We start from the raw sequence: 21733 nt of genomic DNA, 5'->3' as shown, positions 1-21733 counted from the left end.
TTGGCGGATAATTGGCTACATGCTATATCTTAGCTGTACAGATATACCTTTTCCCATAAACCTATGCCATGAAAACCGTACTCATAGCAGATGACCATACCATAGTGAGACTTGGGGTGCTGCTGATTGTAAAAAGCATGTTCCTGAATGCCCAGGTATATGAGGCCGAGACACTGGACCAGACCATTGCGCAGTTGGAAACCCGCCCCTTTGACCTGCTGATACTGGATATTAATATTCCGGGTGGCAACAACCTGCAAATGATAAACGCCCTGCGGCTAAGACAGCCCAATATCAAGATACTGATGTTCTCCGGGTATGAAGAGCAGTTGTTTGCCCTGAATTACATACAGGCCGGGGCCGACGGGTACCTGGTAAAGCACTCTCCCGAAGAAGAAATAAGAACGGCGCTGCGCATGGTGATGAACAATGAGAAATACATCAGCGCAGCGGTAAAGGACCAGCTCCTGGCCCGGCTGCAGCAGCCGCGTCCCCCTTTGGCGGAAAACCCCATCAGCGCCCTGTCTGCCAGGGAAAAGGAGGTCATGAACCTGCTGGTGAAAGGCGAAAGCATTGGCAGCATTGCAGACATGCTGCACCTGCAGATCACCACGGTAAGCACCTATAAAAGCCGGATATTTGAGAAGATGGGCACTGCCAATGTTATAGAACTGGCAGAAAAGGTGAGGCTCTATAATATCAGCCCGGTCAGCTAAACGGCCTTCAGCTCTATGCTGATAACAGCTCCTTTGCCCGGTTTATTCTCCGCCTTTAACCGGCCGTTTACCAGCTCCAGCAGCTCCAGCACAATGATCAGGCCCATACCGCTGTGCGGCGGCAACGCTTCTTCCGGCTGCCCGGTAATATAATGATAGCTATTGATCCAGTGCAGCAGCGGCAGGGGCAGCCCCGGGCCGGTATCTTCCACCGAAACAGCCACCTTGCCATTATTCCGGGCGGCGGACAGTTGAATAACGCCGTCACGGGTATGCTTCACGGCATTATCCAGCAGGTTGTGGAGCACCACGGCCAGCACCTGGTAATTACCCACCAGTTGCAGGTCCGGCAATACATTATTCACAATGCGGGTATCATTGGCTTCCGCGATGCTGTTAAATATGTCCAGCTTCTCCTCCAGCAGCTCATGCAGGTCAAATGCTTCGTCCGCCCTCGCCCCGTTCCTGACATGCGTTCTCATATACCGGATCAGGTTCTCTATCAGGTAGTACATGCGATAGGAAGCGTCATAAATGGCCTTTGCGCTTCTGCGGGTCACTTCCGGCTCCAGCTCCTGCGGGTCCTTCCAGGACATATTGCCCGCCAGTTGCACCAGGTACTTCAGGGGAGTTTTAATATCATGCGTAATGGCGGCTATCAGCCGTTCCTGCGTAAGGGTTTGCAGGCGCAGCTTCTTTTCCGAATGGGAAAGGGAGCTCATGGCAGACTGCAGCTCCGCAGTACGGTCTGCCACGCGGGATTCCAGCAACTGGTTCCGCTTTTTAATACGGCGGGTACGCAGCCAGCTATATATTATCACGGCGGCCTCTAATAACAACAGTACCAGTAAACGGAACCACCAGGCCTCATAATAGGCCGGCTGCACGATGAGCAGCAGGCGCTGCCGGGTATAGTTATTCTTTCCAAAACCGTTTATTTTCCGTACCAGCAAGCTGTAGGTACCCGCGGAAAGCGTAGGGAAAGACAACGTACAATCCTCCCCGACAGGCGACCACACCGTATCCTGCCCTTTGCGGACCAGTGCATAGGACACCTGCAGGTTGCGGGGATCACCGAAATAGGGAATATCCAGGTGCAGTTGCAGTTGCCGGAAGGCGTGCGGCAACTGGAGGGTATCCCCGCAAGCCACCGGCTGCCCGTTCAGCATGGCCGCGCCGATATACAGGCCGTTGCCGGGCAGATCGGGACGAACGCCAGCAGGGTCAAAGAACACCAATCCGTCCAGCGAAGGCAGGGATATGCGGCCATCGCCCAGCTTTACGGCGCAGGGCTGGCAGCCGCCGTTAAACTCGTTGGTATTAAAGCCTTTGTCCTTGCCGTAATACTGGTAATATACATAGTCCTGCTCCTTGTTGGCATAGGCCAGCAGATCGCGCCGGGAAGCCTGGAAAAGCCCCCGGTTGGTGGTGATCCAGTAATATCCTTTATTATCCTCCACCATGCAATGAGCGGTAGCCAGGTACTTATTCCGGTCCAGCGGGAAGGTGGTGAGCACCTCGTTCCTGTAAAGCATAAACCCGTCATCATAGGTAGTGATCCAGGCCTCACCGGGATGCGAAAGATCAAGGCTGCGGATATACTTGTCCGTGAGGCCGGGGATGGTGTCCATCCGGCCGCTGGCAACGTGGAGGCGGTACAACCCCTCTTCGGAACCTATCCATACCAGGCCCGGTGTTTCTTCCTGTATCCAGGATATATTCAGCGGCCGGCTGGTCACCCGGGATACTACAGGATCTGTATCGGTGGCAGACAGGCAGTACAGGCCGTCAAATCTTGTTCCCACCCATAGCCGGTCCGCAGCCCCGGTATATACCAGGTTGATATGCCGCGGGGCCTGCCATTGCCACAGCAACTTTGTGCCGGTGCTGTTGAACTTGCGCAGCGTTTTTCTATGCTTGTGCCAGATATAGCCCTGCCTGTCGATCACCATGCTGTACTTGTCCCTGGCCGTGTTCTTTTCCCTGATGAGCGGCAGCAGGCCTGCAGATCCGCCGGCCGTAAAAACCGCTCCCTGGGGTGTTACTACGGTATCTGCCCCCCTTAGCGCCTGCCCGTAATATACCTCATCCTCCTGGGGAAGGCCGCTGTGCTGCGTATGGAACCGCTGCCTGGTGAAAACAAAGAGCCCCCTGGTGGAGCTGCCCACGAAAAGGCGCTCATGCGGGGCATCGTAGTAAACAGACACTACCCGGTTGGACTCGAAATCCAGGTTGCGGGCTACCAGCCGGGTAGATAACCAGTTGTGCCGCAATGGCTGCAACGCATAGCAGGCGCTGTCCAGGTAAATGAATAACTGGCCGGCGGCAAAGTTCCAGTAGAGCTTTATCTGCTCCTTGCGGGACCGGTACCCCGGGGCCTGCAGGATATCGCCGGAAAGGGTCACCGGCTCCACCGTATCCCTGTTAAACACCACGAAGCGGCCACCCTCATCCAGGTGATACAAACGGCTGTCCAGGGTAAAGAACTTCCAGAAAGAGCGCACGGGGTATTGCAGGCCATATATCTTGCGATGATCACGTACAAACGTTATGCTGTCCCGGCTGATCAAAAAACAGGAGCTTCCCGTTGTGGGGATCATGTAGCGTTTCACCTCCTGCTCAATATCGTGGGCAAAGACATTGGGTAACCCGATAATGGGATAAGTGTCCGTTGCACTCCGGTAAGCCAGGTATTCATAGCTATCTGCGGCAAAGGCTTTTTTCTCAAATAACCAGGCCTTGCCATTGCTGATCCGGATCACTTCCTGGAAATCCATCCTGGCAAACAGCCCGTTATCGCCCGCCCCGGGGAAGAAGTAGCTGACCCGGCTGGTAGTGATCCCCAGTTCGTTCTTACCAAAGCTGCGGAAGCTGCCGTGGCCTTCATAGCACACCAGCCCGTTTTCCGTAGCCAGCCATATAAACCCGGCGCTGTCCGGGGCAATAGACTTCACGCTGTTTTGCGGAAGGCCGTTCTCATCCGTAAAGTGCTGCAGGGCATAGCGGGGCGTGTCTGCTACGGCAAACGCGGCATGGACAAAGGAAAGCAATATCACCAACAGATATAAACGAACACTCATACAAGGCTAAGGAACCTGGGCTTTCAAAAGATATATAGAACGGTAAAAATATAAAAAGAGACATAAGTGTCTGTAATACAATCGTTGTATATTGGGCGCCGCCAAAATTATGTTTCGGTTAACGTCTGCTTAACTACCCGCCGTTTTTAGTTCCTTAATTTTAACCAGCATCATTTAGGGTTTCAGGCGGGTATTCTTACCTGGCTTTCATTTTCACCTAGTTAGTTTTAAAGGATCTCATGGGGCAACGTGAGGTCCTTTTTTTATTTCCTTAACTTCGGGGCATGGACGCCGATATCCATACGCTATACCAGTCAGATTTTTACCGCATCCTGGATTTTAAGTGCCGGTGCACGGACTGCCGCACCTCCCAACCGGAATACAACGAGACCTTTTGCATCAGTTTTGTACGCAAGGGCAATTTTATTTTTAATGTGTTCCGTCATGCCCTGGATTCGTACAACGGCTGCGTGCTTATTACCAAACCGGGCTACGAGCGCACCGTTACCCATGCGCATGCCGTTCCGGATGAATGCACCATCTTCGAGATCAGCAATGATTTTTACCCCTCCCTGCTGCAGCGCTACCGCCATACCCGGTTCTTTGCGGACAATGACCTGCACTCTACGTTGATCCGTACCGGCACAGAGACGGAGTTCCTGCATTTCTACATCCTGCAGCAGGTATTGCAGCGCTCCGGCAGCAAGCTGCAGGCAGACCAGCTCGTGATGGAAATGATAGACAAGGTGCTGCACGCCGTCACGGATTACCGCCCGGACACCCGCATCAGCAGCCGTTTGAAACAGCAGCACCTCACTACCATTGAAAGAGCCAAGGCTTATATTACGGCCAATTTTGCACAGGATATTTCACTGATGGAGATCGCGGCGCACTGCTTTGTAAGCCCTTTCCACTTCAGCCGTATCTTCAAGACCTTTACCTCCTGCACGCCCCACCAGTTCCTGCTGTCCATCCGCCTGCAGCACGCCGCCATGGTGCTGCGGGATACTTCCGTACCGGTGGCGGACGCCGCTTTCTCTTCCGGCTTTAACAGCATTGAATACTTTACCGCCGCCTTCCGGCAGCAGTACCGGTGCCCGCCGGCCAGGTACAGAACCGCGCAGGCGGCCAGGTTTTCCCGCTGACAGAAAATAGCAAGATTCCTTAAGTGCCTGCCGCCGCGCAGGGATAGCTTTGCAGTATAAAATCATTTTTTATGAACGCACAGTTATTAGCCACACTGGAAAATTCAAAGCAGTACACGCTGAACGTAGCCGGCGCCATGCCGGGAAAGGACTACCGTTTTAAACCCGTGAATGAAGTATGGAATTTCGGGGAACTGATCCACCACATAGCCTACGGCATTGAATGGTGGGAAGCCAATTACGTAAAAGGACAGTCCGCCGACTGGGCGCCGCCCGCCGCCACCGGCTCCCGGCAGGAGATACTGGACTACCTGGAAGCAGCCTATAACGGTCTCGCAGATACGCTGAACAACGGTAAGCTGAACAGCGATGCCGTGAAAGGTTTTTACGCCACCCTGGACCACATTACCCATCACCGCGGGCAGGCCGTGCTGTACCTGCGCTGCAAAGGCCTTACGCCGCCGGAGTATATGTACTAGGCATCGGTTATTTGCTTATTTTATACGGGCAAAACCATTCCACGATGCTTCGACCCGTATTAACAGCGCTTCTGTGCTGCTTTGCCTGCTCCTTATCCGCCCAGATCACGGTTAGTGACAATCACCGCTACCTGCTCCGCAACGGCCGCCCCTTCTTCTGGCTGGGCGATACGGCCTGGGAGCTGTTTCACCGGCTGAACCGCGAGCAGGCCAGCCAGTACCTGCAGCACCGCGCGGAGCAGGGCTTTACGGTGATACAGGCGGTGGTGCTGGCGGAGTTTGACGGGCTGCACACCCCGAATGCCTACGGCGAGGTGCCTTTGCTGCAGGACGATCCCACCCGGCCCAACGAAGCTTATTTTGCGCACGTGGACTACATCATCCGTAAGGCAGACAGCCTGGGCCTGGTAATAGGGCTGCTGCCCACCTGGGGCGATAAGGTATGGAAGGCATCCTGGGGCCGGGGCCCGGAAATATTCAACCCGCAGAATGCCGAAACCTATGGTAAATGGCTGGGGCAGCGCTACGGCAGCCGGAAGAACATCGTATGGATACTGGGCGGCGACCGCAACCCGCAAAATGAAACGCACATTGCCATCTGGCGGCGCATGGCGGCCGGCATACTGGCTGGAACCGCACAGGCGCACCCGCCCCTGATCACTTTTCACCCGCAGCCGACACCTTTAGGCTCAGCCACCTGGTTCCACCAGGACCAGTGGCTGGGCTTTAACATGTTCCAGAACGGCCATTGCCGCCATACGCCCGTGTATGAAAGGATACAGGCCGTTTACAGCATGTCTCCTGTAAAGCCCATGCTGGACGGGGAACCGCTGTATGAGGACCACCCCGTTTGCTTCAACGCCAAAGACCTGGGCACTTCCAGCGCCTATGATGTAAGGCAGTACGCCTACCTGGACCTGTTTGCCGGCGCCTTTGGCCATACCTATGGCTGCCATGATATCTGGCAGTTCTACTCCCCGGACCACGAAGGAAAAAACGGCCCGCACGTATACTGGCAGCAGGCCATGGACCTGCCGGGCGCCCGGCAGATGCAGTACGTCCGCAGGCTGATGGAAGCCAATCCCCTGACGGAACGGGTACCGGACCAGTCCTTAATTGTGGAAAATGATCTACTCCCGGCCGAACGTGTACAGGCTACCCGCGGCCGTGACTATGCCTATATCTATACTTGCGTGGGCAGGCCTTTTACGGTGAATATGAGCAAAATAAGCGGCCGCATGCTCAGCACGGGCTGGTACAATCCAAGAACCGGCCATTACCAGCCGGCAGATACTGTAGAAAATATTGGACAACGGACATTCACACCGCCTGCTGCCGGCTACGGGCAGGACTGGGTGCTGGTGCTGCAGGACACCGCGCGCAGGGTAGCGCTGTAATACGGGTCAGGACGCATCCATTTGCGCCTGTATCAGCCGGGTGATCGCCGCCCGCTGGAAATGCAGGGCCCAGTCCAGCGGGGTGCCATTATACACTTTGTCCTTGAGCTGCAGGTTGGGGCGGGCAGCAAGCGCCAACTGCGCCAGGGCCACATCATTTCTTTCGGCGGCTATATGCAGCAGGGTATTTTGCAGGTGGCCGTACAAATGGTTCACCGCCGCAGGATCGGCGGCCAGGAGGGCGGCGGCGCGGTCCTTCCAGCCCAGGTCCCAGGCGGCCAGCGGGGTGCAGGCAGCGCCGTGGTCCATCAGCCATTGGGCAGCCGCAGGCTGGCGGCAGTGCACGGCCAGCTCCACCAGGGTCATGCCATTGGTAATGGGCCTATTGAGATCATTGCTGTTAAACAGGCTTCCCGGGCCTTCCAGCGCAGGCAGGTCTCCCCTGCCCACGGCTTCCGCCAGCGCCACCTGGTCCGGTGTGGGCGGATGGGTAATAAAACGGCTGGTCTGCAGCCACCAGGTACGGCCATCGCTGATCCATTGAAAACCTACCTGCTGGTACATACGCCGGCCCGTGGCATTCAGCACGGCATAGTGGTAGCCCAGCTCCTGCGCGTAACGGCAGGCGGCCAGCACCACCGCTTTACCAATGCCCCGGCGCCGCATGGCCGGCACCACGCCTACATTGTAAATGCCGGCAGCGCCATAGGGCCCGGTGCTGAACAGCACACAGCTATGCCCTACTATATTGCCGTCCAGCACCGCAATAAAACGCTGCACCCGTTCCGGGTGCGCGGCTATAAACGCGGGGGAAACGGCGCCTTCATCCCCGCCGTAGGGCAGGTCCTGTACCGGTAAGGTAGAAAGGGAATTATCAGCCAGCACCTGCAGGCCGGGAGGGTTGGGATGGTGGCGGATGTTTGCCAGGTCCAGGGCCATCCAGCAGGGCCACCAGCCCGGCTGAAAGCCGCGGGCCAGCAGCCGCACACCGATATCCGCCGGCAGCGGCGGGTACAGCGACCAGCAACCGGCGCCCCGGGGCGGGTGCGCCCGGTACCAGGCCATCATTTCATCCAGCAGTAGGCCAGCCCGTTCGTCCGGCAGTGCGGGAAATGCGACCATGCCCGCGTGGTCCGGCCCGGCATAGGTCCAGGTAAGGCCGGCATTGGTGCATACCTCACCGCCCCTGGCCGTCGCCTCCAGGCAGAACAGCTCCCGGTGATTATATGCAGCCGCCTGCTCCAATTGCGCCGGCGTGGCGTTACGGAGTACATCCAATGATGGTACAATGCCCATAAGGCGTAAAATACGAAGAATAAGAACGGCAGGGGGAAAAGAAAAGATCAACCGTTGATCACAAACTGGGACATGGGCGGGTAATACAGCATTCGTTTCCAGTCAATAGCAAAGATCCGCTCCAGGATATCTTTCAGTTCAGACAGTGAAGTAGGTTTTTTTGCATACAGGTTGGAGCCCTCGCGGTAACAGAACTCTATGCTTTCCAGGTCGCTCAGGGAAGAATATACGATCACGGGCAGCGTGTCGAATTCCTTGTTGGCCCTGATCTCCCGGATACACTGGCGCCCGTCCCTGCAGGGCATTAACAGGTCCAGGAATAACAGGTCCGGGTGCTTTTCATTCAGTAGTTTCATCAGTATGTCGCCGTTCTCCGCCCTGGTCAGCACCACCCTCACCGATGTTATCTCGTCAATTGCCAGGGAAAAGATCAGGAAATCATCATCATCATCTTCCGCCAGTAAAACGTGTGTCAGGTCCTGATTAACATTAGCATTAGTCATAATAATCACAATCTTTTATAAGAAGATCAAATCCGGCCATTAAAATGCAAATAAAAGACTATCGGATAAGAATTTAAAATGATTTATCAGTGTATCCGGATTCCGGGGCAAAATGTAATTTTAGCGCTCGATTTTGGAATATACTATGCATCTAAATCCGATTGTATCTTCATGCTGAACGAGACAACAAATATTGCGCCCAAAAGTGGCCGTCCACCTTCAAAATACCACAACCAGCAGGCATGTTGTACGAGATGACCTATATCATTTTACTTGGTAACAGCTATGAACATCTTTTATTACTGCAAAACTGTATACACCACCTGCAACCCTCCATCCGGACCGATATTGCGGATACCTGTACACTGGCAGGCTTTGTACGCCGGCAATGCCCGGATATGATACTGCTGTACATGACCACGATGGAGAACGTGCACGCGGATTACGTGCACGGGATCAGGAACAACCGGCTGGCAGATAACATTCCCCTCTTTGTATGCCGGGCGCCGTTGGCAATGCCGGAACTGGCAACGCTGTTGCAGGTGCAGGAAAAAGCAGGGAATGGCCGGATGCGGGACCTATAAAGTACGGAGCTTAAACAGGAGGATATTTTTATCATATGCGGCTATCAGGGTATCGGAGCACTTGGCCAGTTGCAGCACGGGCAGGCCCTTATACCCCGGCAGGCGGATGCTGCCGGCATAACGGCCGGTGGCGGCCTGGTAGATGTCCAGGGAAGGGCCGCGGTAATTTTCCGCACGCGCATCTTCCGACAGCGCATAGGACAGCACATATAAATACCGCTCGTCAGCCGTGGCCGTAGAATTTACAAATACGGCCTTGCCGGACAGGGAATAGAACTTCCCGGTAGGCACGGCTACATTGGCAGGCGGCGTCCGGTCTATGGTGACCAACCTGGAAAGGGAGTCATGCCGCTGGTCATACCGGATGATCTCTGAATTGTAAAAGGGAATGTAATAATAAACGCCGCTGGCCGCATGGGCGGTAAAAAAGCCGTCGGCGGAAAGCCCGCCGTCCTCGAAACGGGTGAATGCATACAGGGTGCTGTCCGGGCGGCCGTCAAAGCTGGCCAGCCGCAGGTTGCAGCGTTGCGTAACCGTATCAAAACATTGCGTAATGAAGGCAGCGCCGCTCATGTCCGGCACGGCCCTTATAAAACATTTGCGCGCGCAACGGATACTGTCCAGCGCGCCCGTGCCGGGGTTATAAAGAATAACGCGGTTGCCCGCCGCATCAAACAGGTAGCTGGTAGCGGTATCCACATCAAACCCGCAGAGCATGTCCACCGGCAGTTGGCTATTATTAAAAAAGGTGTCCAGCCGGCGCCGCGCCATATCATAGCTGTAAATGGCGGCCCGCTTGTACACATAGCCGTACACGGTACCATTGGTCGCCCGCATGATGCTCACCCTGCCGGGAAAAGGCACGGTGTCCAGCGGTTGCAGGTCAAACAGGGAGTAGGTGCGGTTAAAAGGGGCTACCACCCGGTCCGGGTCTGCCCTTTTTACCAGTATCAGCATGAGGAGCACTACCGCCAGCAGCAGTGCGGACAGGATCAGGAGGTTCTTTTTCATTTATAATAAGTAAAAAGAAGGCTGCCTGCGCAGCCTTTTAATAACTGTTAAAAAATAATCTCAGGGGCAGATCTGCACCCTGATGCCCCAGGCGCCGGTTGAATTGCAAACACGGTCAGGCTCGCAATGACAGTACGGGGGAAGCGCGGCAGACTTGCTGGCTTTTACAGCTACGGCAATGGAACACCCTACTAACAGGGCTACGCAAACGAAGGCTAACTTTTTCATAAAGGCTTGTTTTTGGGTTTTGGGTTTTGGATTCTGAGATCTTGGTTTGAGGGTATACAACATTATATGTCTTCATAGATACCTATTCAAATTAGCCGTTTTTTCCCGGATGGCCTATACCGGTAAAGGGGGATTTTTACCATTACCTTTTTTACTGTAAAAAAACCGGGCAGCGATCGGTATCGCTGCCCGGCTGTTTATACATTATTGCCCGGTATTAGTTACGCGGGTCCGGCGTGGCCTTCAGCTCATACTCTTTGGGAGGGGTGGCATGCAGGAGGTGCTGTACAAAGTAATCCCAGCGGCGGCGGGTCATATACGGCGAATATGCGCCGTAGCCGTGCCGGGCGTTGGGAAATACGATCAGGTCATAATCCTTGTTGGCTTTTGCCAGCGCTTCTACCACCAGCATGGTATTGTAAGGCGGCACATTATCGTCCATCAACCCATGCGCCAGCAACAGCTTGCCTTTCAGGTTTTGGGCATAGCGCTGGTTGGCCTGCGCCGCGTAGTCGGATGCGGTAACCAGGCCGTTATAGCGCTCGCCCCAGTCATCCTCGTAGTTCCGGTTATCATGGTTGCCGGATTCCGCGATCCCTACCTTGAAGAAATCCGGGTAGCGGAACATGGCTGCCGCGGTGGCAAAACCGCCGCCGGAATGGCCCCATATGCCGATGCGCGCGGTATCAATGTAGCTGTACCGCGCCGCCAGTTGCCGGATGCCGGCCACCTGGTCGGGCAGGGTGTTTTCGGCCATATTGCCGTAGCTCATATCGTGGAAGCGCTTGGAGCGCAGGGGATTGCTGGTACCCTCCAGCGCTATCACGATAAAGCCCAGCTCCGCCAGCGCCTGGTGATCGCGCCGGCCGGCCTGGAACGACCAGCTCCCCACGCTGCCGCCCTGTGGACCGGGATAGATATAGTCAATGATGGGATATTGCTTTTGCGGGTCCAGGTTGGAAGGCGTGAACATCAGCCCGTAAAGATCCGTTTTCCCGTCATGCGCTTTTACGGAGAAAGGCTGCGGCGCCTTCCAACCCGTGGCCGTGAGCCGGGAGATATCCGCTTTTTCAAGCTGTGCCAGCAGCTTGCCGTCCAGGTTGCGCAGCACCGTTACCGGCGGCACGTCCGGCTGGGAATAGCTGTCAATGAAATAATCCCCTTCGGGTGACAGCTCAATGTCATGATCACCGGTTTCCGGCGTCAGCTCCACCAGGTGCCTGCCGTCGAACCCGATTTTACAGAAACGGGCAAAGTAGGGATTGCGCGGGTCACGGCCCACCGCCATAAAGTACAGTTGGCGGCGCTGCTCATCCACTTTCAGCAGCCTGGTTACCACCCATTCGCCTTTGGTGACCTGGTGCTTCAGCTTGCCGGTAGCGGCATCGTAGAGGTAGAGATGGCCCCAGTTGTCCCGCTCGGAGTACCAGATGATCTCGTTCGATCTTTTCAGGTAGCGCCAGTTGATGGCGCCCTGGCCGGACTCGTACTGCGTGGGCACTACCTCTTCCATTACTTCCCGCACCTGGCCGGTAGCGGCATCGGCTATACGCAGTTTTTCCTGCTTGTGATCACGGGAGGTGGATACAAAAGCCAGTTGCGTGTTATCGTCGCTCCAGTCTACATCATCAAAAGTGCCGCTGCTGGAAATATCATCGCTTAAGGTGCCCCTGTGCGGATCGGGCGGCACCTGTATGGGAATGACCTTGCGCTGGTCCACATCAATGATCACCCGCCGGATGGTAATGATCACGGAGTCGCCCGGCAGCGGGTATTTCCAGGCGTGCAGCACCGGCTTTCCCACATTGGTGGTCACCAGGTACATATCGCCCACGTTACGCTGGTCCTGTTTGAAGGTGGCTATCTTTTTTGAGTCATGCGACCAGCGCAGCACCGGTTTGTCGCTGTGCGTCCAGCCTGCATTGTCCGTAGCATAGCCAAAGTCCTTTACGCCGTCAGTAGTAAGGGGAATGGTTTGGTTGGTGGCCAGGTCCCGCACCCACAGGTTGTGGTCTTTAATAAAGGCAGCGCGCCGGCCGTCCGGCGACAGCACCTCGTTGGCAGCAGCGGCACGTTTGCCGCGGGCGGGTGCTGCGGAGCTGTCTTCCGCACAGGCATAGCTTTGCAGATCGCATTTCCACTGCCGGCCATCCGCCTGGAAAACGATGGCTTTCCCCTCATTGGTAAACCGGAAGGTATAGAACGGCAGTTGGTGCGCCGTGTAGGTTTTACCGGTAGCTTTTGACAGCGCCGCCGCCAGCCGCTGCTGGTCAAAAGCGGCGGTGCGGGCGCCTTTAGCGGGATTGACCAGCACAAATTCGCTTCCCTCCGCGGTGAGCACGCGATACCAGCAACGGCCATCCGGCAGCCAGTGCGGCTGCACCCGCGCGCGATCCACCAGCGGATCGGTCTTGTAGCTCAGCATGCGCTCCGCACGCGCATAATCTTTTTCTGTTAATGTTCTCTGCTCCTGGGCATTGACAGTGAGTGAAACAGCCGCCACGAATAAGGGGGCCAGTAAATATTTCTTCATTATGGTCGGTAGAAAAAAATGTTTAAAACCCTTTTTTGAGGGCTGAATATACAGGAAATTATCAGACCGGCAGCGGGCTATTATGCGAACGGCAAGCGCTCATTCTGTCGGTTTTGTTCTATTTTATGCTGGCAGGCGCCGGTAATTTTGGTTAAAAATCAAGATCATGCAAACCACGAAAACAAGCACCGGAAAGACCATCCTCGTTTTAGGCGCCACCGGCAAAACCGGCAGCCGTATATTCAAACAATTATCCGACCTGGGCTACCCCCTGCGCAGCGGCTCCCGCTCCGCCAACCCGAGGTTTGAATGGCTGGACGACTCCACCTGGGCGCCCGCGCTGCAGGGTGTGCACAGCGTGTACATCTCGTTCCAGCCGGACCTGGCCGTGCCCGGCGCCGTGGATATTGTACGCTCCTTTACCAGGGCAGCGGCAGACAATGGCGTGCAAAAACTGGTGCTGCTGTCCGGCCGCGGCGAGCCGGAAGCCCAGGATGCCGAACAGGTAGTAATGCGTGCAGGCCTTGACTGGACCATCCTGCGGGCAAGCTGGTTTAACCAGAACTTCAGCGAAGGCTACCTCATAGCCCCCCTGATGGCCGGGCATGTGGCGCTGCCGGCCGGAGAAGTGGGCGAACCTTTCATTGACGCGGACGACATTGCGGATGTAGCCGTAGCCGCATTGACAAACGACCAGCATAATGGACAGCTATACGAACTGACCGGCCCCCGCCTGCTCACCTTCCGGGAAGCCGTAGCCACTATCAGTGAGATCACCGGCAGGCCGGTGCAATATGAGCAGATACCCGTAGATGCATTTGCTGCCGCCATGACCGAACAGGAAGTACCGCAGGAGTACGTACAGCTCCTCACCTATTTATTCTCCGAAGTGCTGGACGGCCGCAATGAAAAGCCGGGCGACGGTGTGCAACGGGCATTGGGAAGAGCACCCATAGATTTCCGGGACTATGCGCGGAAAGCGGCGGCAGCAGGCCTGTGGAGAGAGTAAGGATAGATTATCGCACCAGTTGCGCCATCACCGCTATGAACTGATCTATCTCCTCCTGCGTGTTGTAATAATGCGGTGATGCGCGAAGCGCCCATTCCACCTGCTTCTCATCAAAATCAATCACGGCAAAGTTGCGGTAGCTGGGCACCACGTTGATCCGGTGGCTGTGTAACTGCTGCTGCAGGTGATCCGGTTCAGCGCCCTGTACGGTGAAGGTTATGAGGCCGCCTAGCTCCGGCCCCCTGTCCAGCACCCGCACCTTGTTCAACCCGGCCAGCTCCCCGCGCATATGATCTGACAGTACTTTTACCCGCCGCCAGATCCGGTCTTCTCCAATATGGCGGCAGTATGCAATAGCATGCCGGGTGCCTAGCACCAGCGCGTAGGCAAACTCCCAATCCTCGAAACGGGTAGCATCCGGCCGGGGCATGTACTGGTCCTTCGCGATCCATTCGGCGCCACGCATGTCAATAAACAGCGGCTCCAGCCCGGCAGCCAGCGCCTCATCGGATATGTAGAGGAAACCGGTGCCACGCGGGCCACGCAGGAACTTGCGGCAGGTAACGCTCAGGAGATGGCAGTGCAGCTCATTTACATCCAGCTTCATTTGCCCTACGGACTGGCAGGCGTCCAGCAGGTACCAGGTGCCGGGGTACCGGCGGGCTATTTCCCCGATCTGCTTTACAGGCTGCACCAGGCTGGAGTTGGTAGGGATATGCGTAATAGCCAGCAGGCGCGGCTGCAATATTTTAAGCTGGTGGTCCAGGTCGTCCAAGTCCACCCCGCCTTCCGGCGCATTCCGCACCCGCGCTATCCTGACGCCGAATCTTTTCTGGCAGGACAGGAACTGGATCTGGTTAGAGATAAAATCGTCGTTGGAGGTGAGGATCACATCGCCGGGTTTAAAAGGGATGGCGGACAGCGCCCGCGTATAAGCATCGGTAGCGCTGGAAGTAAAGGCAATGTTGGCCGCCCTGCAGTGCAGCAAGGCGGCCGCCTGTTCGTAAAAGTCCTTTACCCCTGCCGCCTGCAGGGCTGCGGCTTCATAACCGCCGGTGCGGGCTTCCAGTGCTATATGCTCCAGGACTGCCTGCGTTACCACACCGGGCATGAGGCCCGCGCCGGCATTGTTCAGGTGGATCACGTGCTCACATCCGGGAGTGTCCCGCCTGAATGAGCGGATCTCTTCGGGTGAAAATGGCGTATCGTTTTTCATCTGTCAGTGTTTAATAAATGATGTCCGCAAAATTACCGCTCCCCACCGGCTGAAATCCCGCAAATACCACGTATAAACGGGTTTAAACGTTATTTTTGGCCTCGTAAACGCATAAAAACCGCATGCATACCGACCCGTTTGACAAACATATACTCCGCCTGCTGCAACAAAATAACCGGCTTACTTCAGAAGAGCTGGCCGAGGAAGTAGGGCTCAGCCCCTCGGCTGTGCAGCGAAGATTAAAAAGGATGCGGGATGAGAAGATCATTGAAGCGGAGGTGGCGATCGTTTCCCCTGTAGTTGTGGGCATTGGCATCACCTGTATAGTGGAGATCGCGCTGGAACGGGGCGATTCCCGGGCGCTGGAAAAATTCAAGTCCTCCATGCTGCAGTCACCCGAAGTGATGCAGTGCTATTATGTGACCGGCAGCTATGATTTTATCATTATCGTGAATACCCAGACCATGCAGCATTACGAAGCTTTTACCAAGCAGTGGTTGCTGGATAACCCGAATGTGAAACATTTTTATACGCACGTGGTAATGGACAAGGTGAAGGTGGGGTACGGCGTAGCGATATGAGATTTATTCTAATTGTATGGAAGCAAGCAAAGTGATCATTTACCAGACCCCGGACGGCCAGACATCTATAGATGTAACGCTGGAAGATGATACGGTTTGGCTTAGCCTGAACCAGATATCTGTTTTATTCGACCGTGATAAATCGGTTATTTCCAGGCACATATCTAATATATTCAAAGAAAAAGAGTTAGAGAGGGATTCAGTTGTTGCAAAAAATGCAACAACTGCAGCCGATGGGAAAACTTACCTGGTGGATTACTATAACCTGGATGTAGTAATCTCAATAGGCTACCGCATAAAATCCCAGAGAGGTACCCAGTTCCGCATCTGGGCGAATAAAATACTAAAAGACTATCTCATAAAGGGATATGCGCTGAATGAAAAACGCCTGAAGGAACAAAACCAGCAACTGGCTTCGCTCAAGCATACTGTGAAACTGCTGGAAAACGTGCTGAAAAGCAAGCCGCTTATTGCTGATGAAGCTACAGGCTTGCTAAAAGTAATAACAGACTATGCTTATGCGCTGGAGGTACTGGATAAGTACGATCACCAGCAGTTAAGTATCCGGGCCACTACGCCTGCCGCCCTGTTCCGGATCACTTACGCAGAAGGAATGAAAGCCATACAAAAACTGAGAGCGCAGTTTGGCGGAAGCGCTTTGTTCGGCAATGAAAAAGATCAGTCATTCCAAAGCTCCCTGGCCGCTATTTATCAAACCTTTGATGGCAAGGAACTATATCCCAGCGTTGAAAAAAAGCTGCCAACCTGTTATATTTTGTTGTCAAGAACCATTCTTTTTCAGACGGCAATAAAAGAATAGCGGCTTTTCTTTTTGTATGGTTCCTGGAGAAAAACAGGTTGCTTTACCGGGAAGACGGCACCAAACGGATTGCTGACAACGCCCTGGTCGCACTGACTTTAATGATCGCAGAAAGTAAGCCTGAAGAAAAAGATATGATGGTTAATGTGGTAGTCAATTTGATAAACACATTTAACTAATTGTTGGCCTCCCCCCTACTCCTCCCCGGCAATCGGCAGGTCCCGGCGGGACCACTCGCTCCAGGAGCCCACATACAGTTTGGGTGCTGTAATCCCGGCGCTGGCCATGCCCAGCAAAGTATGGCAGGCCGTCACGCCTGAACCGCAGTGCACAATTACATTTTCCGGCTTTACGTCGCCGATGGCGCCCTGGTAAAGTGCGGCCAGTTGTTCCGGCGGCAGGTATTTACCATCTGCGCCCATATTCCCGGCATAGAACAGGTTGGCGGCGCCGGGAATGTGCCCGGCAATAAGGTCCAGCGGCTCTGTTTTACCCAGGTAGCGGGCTTCCTCCCGAACGTCGATCACTATACGATCTGCGCTTTTAACGGCGGCCGCCACTTCATCAATATCCGCGGTTCCGTTATATGCTGCCGGCACGGGATAGGCAGGGGCCGGCTGAGGTTGATAATCATCTGTGCTCAGCGTGATACCATGGTCGGTAGCTGCTTTCAGTCCGCCGTTCAGCACCTGCACATGCTGGTGGCCGATGGCGCGCAGCATCCACCACAGGCGGGCGCCTCCCATGGCAGCGGCTTTGTCGTCGTACACAATAACGTGGCTGTTGGGTGTAACGCCCCACCTGCCTAAAGTAGCCGCAAAGTCCGCCAATGCGGGTAATGGATGCCTGCCGCCGTAAGCAGCGTCTGCCGGCTTGCTGGCCAGGTCCTCGTCCAGCGATGCGAAAACAGCATTGGGCAGGTGGCCGGCCAGGTAGCGCTGGCGCGCATCCGCACCGGCACGAACATCTATCAGTATTACTTCCGGATCGAAGACCCGCGGATCGGTGATCTCAATAAGCGGCGACATAGCATTCAATTTTATACTCCAAATATAGAAAAGCAATTATTACTTAAAAGGTTTTAATTACCCCGCTGATCCGGTATATTTTGTGTATGGCTGACAACGCAAGGTCCGTAGCGGGTTTTGAGGAGCGTTCCCATGTCAGTGAAAGATGATCGTCCTCTGCGGCAGCGGGATGCAGATAGGCTACTACCTGCACGCCGTTATGCGTAAGCACCAGGTGCTTATCCCCCATGATGATCTCGCTGGTGGAGATCTCTTTGCAGAATATATAATCGCCATTGCAGATGCCGGGGCACATATCATCCCCGGAAACCCGGATGCAGAATGCGCAATCCTTGAACCGGGATAAGCTTACATGCTCAACGGGCGTGCTTTCTCCGTTAATAATGGATAGTACGGGCGCATCAAACACCGGTACGCCGGCCCGGCCGGTTTTTCCTGCGCCTTTTTTCCCGGCCCCATAGGAGGTGCGCATATTGTGCAACTTGCTGCCGGTCACTGCTTCGCTGACAAACATCTCGCCTTGCCCCGTCATGATCCAGTCCCCGTTGACCCCGTACCGCTGCTGCAGGCTCTGGCAAAAAAGCTTGTTTATTTTTTTCCTGCCCAGCAGATCCGATACATAATTGCGGGAATACCCCAATTGCTCGCTGACCGCCTCATTGGTGCGTTCCGGCTGGGTTTTCTTGATGAGCGTTATGACTTCGTTTAACCTGTCGCGAGGGGTCATACCTGGGACACTTATGAAAAAGAAATAGTCGGATTTTCTAGTCGACTTTTTACATTTTTCTCATTTATTCGACTTAATATTGTGCGGGGCGCACCGGCCTGCCACCACAAGTGCAAACAAATAAGAAAGGATCACAATGATAACAAATATATCAACACAGATAAAACACCAATCATTTTGATAAAATTTCCTGATTTTTGTATCATGTTTATTAATTTGATATTGTAAATATCAATGGATATACAGCAGTACATAGCAATCGATCCGGACATCATGATGGGCAAGCCTGTCATTAAAGGCACACGTATAACCGTTGAGTTGATCCTGGAAAAATTATCCGCGGGGGAAACCATAGAAGATATTCTTATCGCCTACCCGCATATTACGCGGGAAGCTGTTTTTGCGGCGCTGGCATTTGCCGCGCAAAGCCTGAGAGCAGACACTATTTACCCCATTGCCCACTGACAACCCGCTAAAAAACAGGCCGCCACATTACTGCTTTTTCGTACCTTCCCGGACCTGTTTACATTTCAAACTCTATCCGTAACGATATGAAATTCGTTGCCGACGAAAGCATCGACGCACCCATTTTCCAAAAGCTGAGGGAAAACGGTTTTGACACCTTTTCCATTGCAGAACAATGCCCCGGTATCAGGGACGAGCGGGTGCTGGCAATAGCCCATGAAAGCGCCTCCCTGCTGATCACCCAGGACAAAGATTTTGGGGAACTGGTGCACCGGCTGGGCAAGGCGCATCATGGTGTGGTATTGCTGCGCATGGATGGATTATCTCCATATGAAAAGGCGGATCATTGCCTGAAAGAGATCCACCGGCACCGGGACGAGCTTCCGGGGGCATTTACTGTCATCAACAAGAACGCAACCAAGATCAGGAAAAGACCCTGGTGAATTTCCATTATGAATTACATAAAATTTTCCCAAACCTATAATGCAAACACACTCCAGGCAGAGCTGGAGCAGGTGCTGCAGGAAGAATGGCCCCTACATTTTAACTCCCGCGACTTTAACGGCGACTGGCGCAGCATTGCCTTACGGTCCGTCAGCGGAACCAGCAACGACATATACGCCCATACCGGCGGGCATTACCAGAATACGCCGGTGCTGGACCGCATGCCTTATGTAAGCGAAATACTGGATGCCTGGCAATGTGAAAAAGAAGCCGTACGTCTTTTATCGCTGGCGCCCGGCAGCGTTATCAACCCGCACAGGGACCCCGGCTGCGCCTATCACGACGGATCTTTCAGGATACACATTCCCATTGTCACCAACCCCGGTGTGTATTTTACCATTGAGGAAGAACCATTGCAACTGAAAGCCGGCGAATGCTGGTACATCAATTTCAGCGCTACGCACAGCATCGTGAACCAGGGGAATAGCCCAAGGATACACCTGGTAATGGATGGCATACGGAACAGTTGGACCGACCGGTTATTTGCTGCGCATGGCTATGATCTTTCCACGAAAAGCGCTGCCGGACGTTATGACGACGCCACCAGGGCCGCCATGATAGCGGAGCTGGAAAGAATGAACACCCCGGCGGCCAGGGAGCTGATTGCCGGTTTAAAAGCCAAACAATAATGCAGCCCTCCTTCATTGCCAACTGGATACCCTACCGGCTCTGTTATTCCGGGCAGGATGGATGGACCGCCAAATGGCTGGACCTGGGAAACGAGCGGATGACGCATCCGTTCTTTGATGAGACCATCCAGCTTTGCAGGTACCGCCAAAAAGAACGGTCCTCCCTGGAAAGCCGGAGCAGCGCGGATTTTCTGGTGCAGGCCTGCGAGCGCCTGGATTCCCTGGAGCCGGCGGCATTCATCTTCCACGTTTCCCGCTGCGGCTCTACCCTGCTATCCCAGGCATTTACAGCGCCTGCGGAAAACATTGTAGTAGCAGAAGCGCCGCTGCTGGACGAGATCCTGAGAGCAGGCGAAAAGCAGGCAGACAACAGCATGGCTACCCGCGAAAGCTGGTTCCGGGCGGCCCTCCGGTTAATGGGACAAAAACGCAACGGTAAGGAAACACATTACATTGTAAAACTGGATAGCTGGCATATCCATTTTTATGAATGCCTGCGGGCCTGGTTTCCGCAAACACCTTTTTTCTTCCTGTTCCGCAGGCCGGATGAAGTGATCGCATCCCATGAGAAAAGAAGAGGTATACAGGCCGTTCCCGGGATGCTCCCTCCTGCGTTGCTTAAAACGGAAGCCCCGGCGCATTACCAGGGGGATTTTAACCGCTATACCGCGCGCGTGCTGGAGCAGTATTACCTGGCCATGCAGGACATCTGCCAGCGCCATCATCCTGGTAACGCCTTCTTTGACTATGTGGATGGCGCGCACAACATGGTGGACGCATTCAGCAGGTTTGCCGGTATTCCCGTAAAAGATACGGACCAGGTGCAGGAACGGTTAAAGTATCATAGCAAGGCAGCGCAGGAAGTTTTTAAGCCGGAGGCGCAGGTGGATGCGAAGCCATATTTTTTCGGGGAGTGCCATGCGGCTTATAAGGGCTTAATTCATTACATTTATATGCAAATGATGAAGAATTCCACGATTATCATATGAAACCGAGCATGATAACATTTCTTATACAGGGGCATATTAGTGCGAGGTTCCATCTGACCACTGAAACGCGAAGCGTTCACTGAGACAAACCGACGAAGGAGGTTCATAGAGACCAATAAAAAACTTTATGAACGAGATAAAAGCAAGACATAGTGAACGAAATAAAAGACGAATATTAACAGATGAATGTACTGAATGAACCGGACATCTTGCGACAGCTCCGGCTGGGGAATGTGGACGCCTACCTGCATCTCTACGACCAGTACCATACGCTGGTGTATGGCTGGGTGCTGCGATTTGTAAAGGTGCCCGCCTATGCAGAGGATATAGTACAGGATGTATTCCTGAAAATATGGGAGGTCCGCCACCGGTTGAACCCGGAACAGTCATTTCCCGCCTACCTCTACAAGATCAGCCGTAACAAGACCTTCAGCTTTTTGAAAAAGACCGCATCGGATGAAAAAACAAGACTGCAGGTCATGCAAAGATTGAGTGAGCTCGCAGAATCTCCTTATCAGCAGGCATTGTGGAACCAGTACCAGCAAATGCTGGCCGTGGCGGTTAAACAACTGCCGTATCAGCGGCAAAGGGTATTTACCCTGTGCCGGCAGGAAGGCAAAAGCTATGATGAAGCCGCGCAGGAGCTGGGCATTTCACGGAATACGGTAAAAGAACATATGGTCATGGCATTAAAAGATATCAAAGCTTATTTTTACCGGCATGGAGATCTTTCTCTCGCTATCCTGCTCCTGCTACACCGCCATTAATAACCCGCTACATATAATCTTTAAAT

Annotated in this window: 23 protein-coding genes; 14 read left to right on the top strand and 9 right to left on the bottom strand. The window is 54.2% G+C overall.

From position 1 onward, the window contains the following. Positions 1-68 precede the first annotated feature (68 nt). Complete coding sequence (locus LX66_RS11630; RefSeq protein WP_145713363.1) at positions 69-716, top strand: response regulator transcription factor; 648 nt, start codon at positions 69-71, stop codon at positions 714-716. Here LX66_RS11630 and LX66_RS11625 read toward each other — a convergent pair. Next, on the bottom strand, positions 713-3796 hold the full coding sequence (locus tag LX66_RS11625; RefSeq protein ID WP_145713361.1) for a sensor histidine kinase: 3084 nt from the start codon (positions 3794-3796) through the stop codon (positions 713-715). The two genes, LX66_RS11630 and LX66_RS11625, sit on opposite strands and share 4 nt — an antisense overlap. A 284-nt stretch (positions 3797-4080) precedes the next feature. Here LX66_RS11625 and LX66_RS11620 point away from each other — a divergent pair, with 284 nt between their 5' ends. From LX66_RS11620 to LX66_RS11610, 3 genes are all read left to right on the top strand, one after another. After that, positions 4081-4941, top strand: coding sequence for a helix-turn-helix domain-containing protein (locus LX66_RS11620; protein WP_145713359.1), 861 nt, complete (start codon positions 4081-4083; stop codon positions 4939-4941). A 71-nt stretch (positions 4942-5012) separates the two neighbouring features. After that, positions 5013-5420 carry a DinB family protein gene (locus LX66_RS11615; protein ID WP_145715664.1) on the top strand — a complete coding sequence of 136 codons (408 nt, stop codon included), beginning with the start codon at positions 5013-5015 and terminating at the stop codon, positions 5418-5420. 44 nt (positions 5421-5464) lie between these two features. Then, positions 5465-6817, top strand: coding sequence for a glycoside hydrolase family 140 protein (locus LX66_RS11610; protein ID WP_145713357.1), 1353 nt, complete (start codon positions 5465-5467; stop codon positions 6815-6817). A gap of 6 nt (positions 6818-6823) precedes the next feature. Here the strand turns inward: LX66_RS11610 and LX66_RS11605 are convergent, their stop codons facing one another. Further along, entirely contained in the window at positions 6824-8113 is a 1290-nt protein-coding gene (locus LX66_RS11605) for a GNAT family N-acetyltransferase (RefSeq protein WP_145713355.1), read from the bottom strand. Positions 8114-8160: 47 nt separating this feature from the next. Beyond that, positions 8161-8616, bottom strand: coding sequence for a response regulator (locus LX66_RS11600; RefSeq protein WP_145713353.1), 456 nt, complete (start codon positions 8614-8616; stop codon positions 8161-8163). A gap of 242 nt (positions 8617-8858) precedes the next feature. Here LX66_RS11600 and LX66_RS11595 point away from each other — a divergent pair, with 242 nt between their 5' ends. Next, positions 8859-9200 carry a hypothetical protein gene (locus LX66_RS11595; RefSeq protein ID WP_145713350.1) on the top strand — a complete coding sequence of 114 codons (342 nt, stop codon included), beginning with the start codon at positions 8859-8861 and terminating at the stop codon, positions 9198-9200. Here the strand turns inward: LX66_RS11595 and LX66_RS11590 are convergent. The 3 genes from LX66_RS11590 to LX66_RS11585 form a co-directional block, all read right to left on the bottom strand. Continuing rightward, complete coding sequence (locus LX66_RS11590) at positions 9195-10211, bottom strand: hypothetical protein (protein WP_145713348.1); 1017 nt, start codon at positions 10209-10211, stop codon at positions 9195-9197. The genes LX66_RS11595 and LX66_RS11590 overlap by 6 nt on opposite strands. A 60-nt stretch (positions 10212-10271) precedes the next feature. Next, complete coding sequence (locus LX66_RS28155; RefSeq protein WP_158642610.1) at positions 10272-10439, bottom strand: hypothetical protein; 168 nt, start codon at positions 10437-10439, stop codon at positions 10272-10274. A gap of 217 nt (positions 10440-10656) precedes the next feature. Then, positions 10657-12972, bottom strand: coding sequence for a S9 family peptidase (locus LX66_RS11585; RefSeq protein WP_145713346.1), 2316 nt, complete (start codon positions 12970-12972; stop codon positions 10657-10659). A gap of 166 nt (positions 12973-13138) precedes the next feature. On the opposite strand from LX66_RS11585, the gene LX66_RS11580 reads away from it, so the two are divergent. Beyond that, positions 13139-13981, top strand: a complete 843-nt coding sequence (locus LX66_RS11580; protein WP_145713344.1) for an NmrA family NAD(P)-binding protein — start codon at positions 13139-13141, stop codon at positions 13979-13981. Positions 13982-13988: 7 nt separating this feature from the next. On the opposite strand, the gene LX66_RS11575 is transcribed toward LX66_RS11580, so the two are convergent. Next, a complete protein-coding gene (locus tag LX66_RS11575) occupies positions 13989-15197 on the bottom strand; it encodes an aminotransferase class V-fold PLP-dependent enzyme (RefSeq protein ID WP_145713341.1) in 1209 nt (402 codons plus the stop codon). Positions 15198-15319: 122 nt separating this feature from the next. Between LX66_RS11575 and LX66_RS11570 the strand changes: the two genes are divergently transcribed. The 3 genes from LX66_RS11570 to LX66_RS28565 are packed head-to-tail and all read left to right on the top strand — an operon-like array spanning position 15320 to position 16777. Beyond that, a complete protein-coding gene (locus tag LX66_RS11570; protein WP_145713339.1) occupies positions 15320-15778 on the top strand; it encodes an Lrp/AsnC family transcriptional regulator in 459 nt (152 codons plus the stop codon). Between the two features lie 16 nt (positions 15779-15794). Beyond that, positions 15795-16598: a virulence RhuM family protein gene (locus tag LX66_RS11565; RefSeq protein WP_244620375.1), complete on the top strand. Its 804-nt coding sequence runs from the start codon at positions 15795-15797 to the stop codon at positions 16596-16598. Next, positions 16544-16777 carry a Fic family protein gene (locus LX66_RS28565; protein WP_317130575.1) on the top strand — a complete coding sequence of 78 codons (234 nt, stop codon included), beginning with the start codon at positions 16544-16546 and terminating at the stop codon, positions 16775-16777. Before LX66_RS11565 ends, LX66_RS28565 begins: the two co-directional genes overlap by 55 nt. 15 nt (positions 16778-16792) lie before the next feature. On the opposite strand, the gene LX66_RS11560 is transcribed toward LX66_RS28565, so the two are convergent. Together LX66_RS11560 and LX66_RS11555 are read right to left on the bottom strand one after the other, a co-directional pair. Further along, positions 16793-17626, bottom strand: a complete 834-nt coding sequence (locus tag LX66_RS11560; RefSeq protein ID WP_145713337.1) for a sulfurtransferase — start codon at positions 17624-17626, stop codon at positions 16793-16795. A 43-nt stretch (positions 17627-17669) separates the two neighbouring features. Further along, complete coding sequence (locus tag LX66_RS11555; RefSeq protein WP_145713334.1) at positions 17670-18353, bottom strand: S24 family peptidase; 684 nt, start codon at positions 18351-18353, stop codon at positions 17670-17672. Between the two features lie 234 nt (positions 18354-18587). Here LX66_RS11555 and LX66_RS11550 point away from each other — a divergent pair, with 234 nt between their 5' ends. The 5 genes from LX66_RS11550 to LX66_RS11530 all read left to right on the top strand — a co-directional run bounded on the left by LX66_RS11550 (position 18588) and on the right by LX66_RS11530 (position 21707). Next, entirely contained in the window at positions 18588-18818 is a 231-nt protein-coding gene (locus tag LX66_RS11550; protein ID WP_145713332.1) for a DUF433 domain-containing protein, read from the top strand. 86 nt (positions 18819-18904) lie between these two features. Beyond that, positions 18905-19261, top strand: coding sequence for a DUF5615 family PIN-like protein (locus LX66_RS11545; protein WP_145713329.1), 357 nt, complete (start codon positions 18905-18907; stop codon positions 19259-19261). Between the two features lie 9 nt (positions 19262-19270). After that, a complete protein-coding gene (locus LX66_RS11540) occupies positions 19271-19951 on the top strand; it encodes an aspartyl/asparaginyl beta-hydroxylase domain-containing protein (RefSeq protein ID WP_145713327.1) in 681 nt (226 codons plus the stop codon). Beyond that, positions 19951-20940 (top strand): hypothetical protein, encoded by a 990-nt coding sequence (locus tag LX66_RS11535; RefSeq protein WP_145713324.1) that lies wholly within the window; start codon positions 19951-19953, stop codon positions 20938-20940. The genes LX66_RS11540 and LX66_RS11535 overlap by 1 nt, the downstream gene beginning before the upstream one ends. A gap of 182 nt (positions 20941-21122) precedes the next feature. Beyond that, the gene (locus tag LX66_RS11530; protein ID WP_145713322.1) at positions 21123-21707 is read left to right on the top strand and encodes an RNA polymerase sigma factor; all 585 of its coding nucleotides are present in this window, start codon (positions 21123-21125) and stop codon (positions 21705-21707) included. Positions 21708-21733 lie beyond the last annotated feature (26 nt).

The sequence above is a fragment of the Chitinophaga japonensis genome, assembly GCF_007830125.1.
GTDB lineage: Bacteria > Bacteroidota > Bacteroidia > Chitinophagales > Chitinophagaceae > Chitinophaga > Chitinophaga japonensis.
The sequence above is the reverse complement of the archived record's forward strand: the minus strand, read 5'-3'. Positions and strand labels throughout refer to the sequence as shown.

Excerpts from the sequence above, each read along its gene's own strand:
- LX66_RS11630 (WP_145713363.1), top strand. The coding sequence starts at position 69 with ATGAAAACCGTACTCATAGCAGATGACCATACCATAGTGAGACTTGGG.
- LX66_RS11625 (WP_145713361.1), bottom strand. The coding sequence starts at position 3,796 with ATGAGTGTTCGTTTATATCTGTTGGTGATATTGCTTTCCTTTGTCCAT.
- LX66_RS11620 (WP_145713359.1), top strand. The coding sequence starts at position 4,081 with ATGGACGCCGATATCCATACGCTATACCAGTCAGATTTTTACCGCATC.
- LX66_RS11615 (WP_145715664.1), top strand. The coding sequence starts at position 5,013 with ATGAACGCACAGTTATTAGCCACACTGGAAAATTCAAAGCAGTACACG.
- LX66_RS11610 (WP_145713357.1), top strand. The coding sequence starts at position 5,465 with ATGCTTCGACCCGTATTAACAGCGCTTCTGTGCTGCTTTGCCTGCTCC.
- LX66_RS11605 (WP_145713355.1), bottom strand. The coding sequence starts at position 8,113 with ATGGGCATTGTACCATCATTGGATGTACTCCGTAACGCCACGCCGGCG.
- LX66_RS11600 (WP_145713353.1), bottom strand. The coding sequence starts at position 8,616 with ATGACTAATGCTAATGTTAATCAGGACCTGACACACGTTTTACTGGCG.
- LX66_RS11595 (WP_145713350.1), top strand. The coding sequence starts at position 8,859 with ATGTTGTACGAGATGACCTATATCATTTTACTTGGTAACAGCTATGAA.
- LX66_RS11590 (WP_145713348.1), bottom strand. The coding sequence starts at position 10,211 with ATGAAAAAGAACCTCCTGATCCTGTCCGCACTGCTGCTGGCGGTAGTG.
- LX66_RS28155 (WP_158642610.1), bottom strand. The coding sequence starts at position 10,439 with ATGAAAAAGTTAGCCTTCGTTTGCGTAGCCCTGTTAGTAGGGTGTTCC.
- LX66_RS11585 (WP_145713346.1), bottom strand. The coding sequence starts at position 12,972 with ATGAAGAAATATTTACTGGCCCCCTTATTCGTGGCGGCTGTTTCACTC.
- LX66_RS11580 (WP_145713344.1), top strand. The coding sequence starts at position 13,139 with ATGCAAACCACGAAAACAAGCACCGGAAAGACCATCCTCGTTTTAGGC.
- LX66_RS11575 (WP_145713341.1), bottom strand. The coding sequence starts at position 15,197 with ATGAAAAACGATACGCCATTTTCACCCGAAGAGATCCGCTCATTCAGG.
- LX66_RS11570 (WP_145713339.1), top strand. The coding sequence starts at position 15,320 with ATGCATACCGACCCGTTTGACAAACATATACTCCGCCTGCTGCAACAA.
- LX66_RS11565 (WP_244620375.1), top strand. The coding sequence starts at position 15,795 with ATGGAAGCAAGCAAAGTGATCATTTACCAGACCCCGGACGGCCAGACA.
- LX66_RS11560 (WP_145713337.1), bottom strand. The coding sequence starts at position 17,626 with ATGTCGCCGCTTATTGAGATCACCGATCCGCGGGTCTTCGATCCGGAA.
- LX66_RS11555 (WP_145713334.1), bottom strand. The coding sequence starts at position 18,353 with ATGACCCCTCGCGACAGGTTAAACGAAGTCATAACGCTCATCAAGAAA.
- LX66_RS11550 (WP_145713332.1), top strand. The coding sequence starts at position 18,588 with ATGGATATACAGCAGTACATAGCAATCGATCCGGACATCATGATGGGC.
- LX66_RS11545 (WP_145713329.1), top strand. The coding sequence starts at position 18,905 with ATGAAATTCGTTGCCGACGAAAGCATCGACGCACCCATTTTCCAAAAG.
- LX66_RS11540 (WP_145713327.1), top strand. The coding sequence starts at position 19,271 with ATGAATTACATAAAATTTTCCCAAACCTATAATGCAAACACACTCCAG.
- LX66_RS11535 (WP_145713324.1), top strand. The coding sequence starts at position 19,951 with ATGCAGCCCTCCTTCATTGCCAACTGGATACCCTACCGGCTCTGTTAT.
- LX66_RS11530 (WP_145713322.1), top strand. The coding sequence starts at position 21,123 with ATGAATGTACTGAATGAACCGGACATCTTGCGACAGCTCCGGCTGGGG.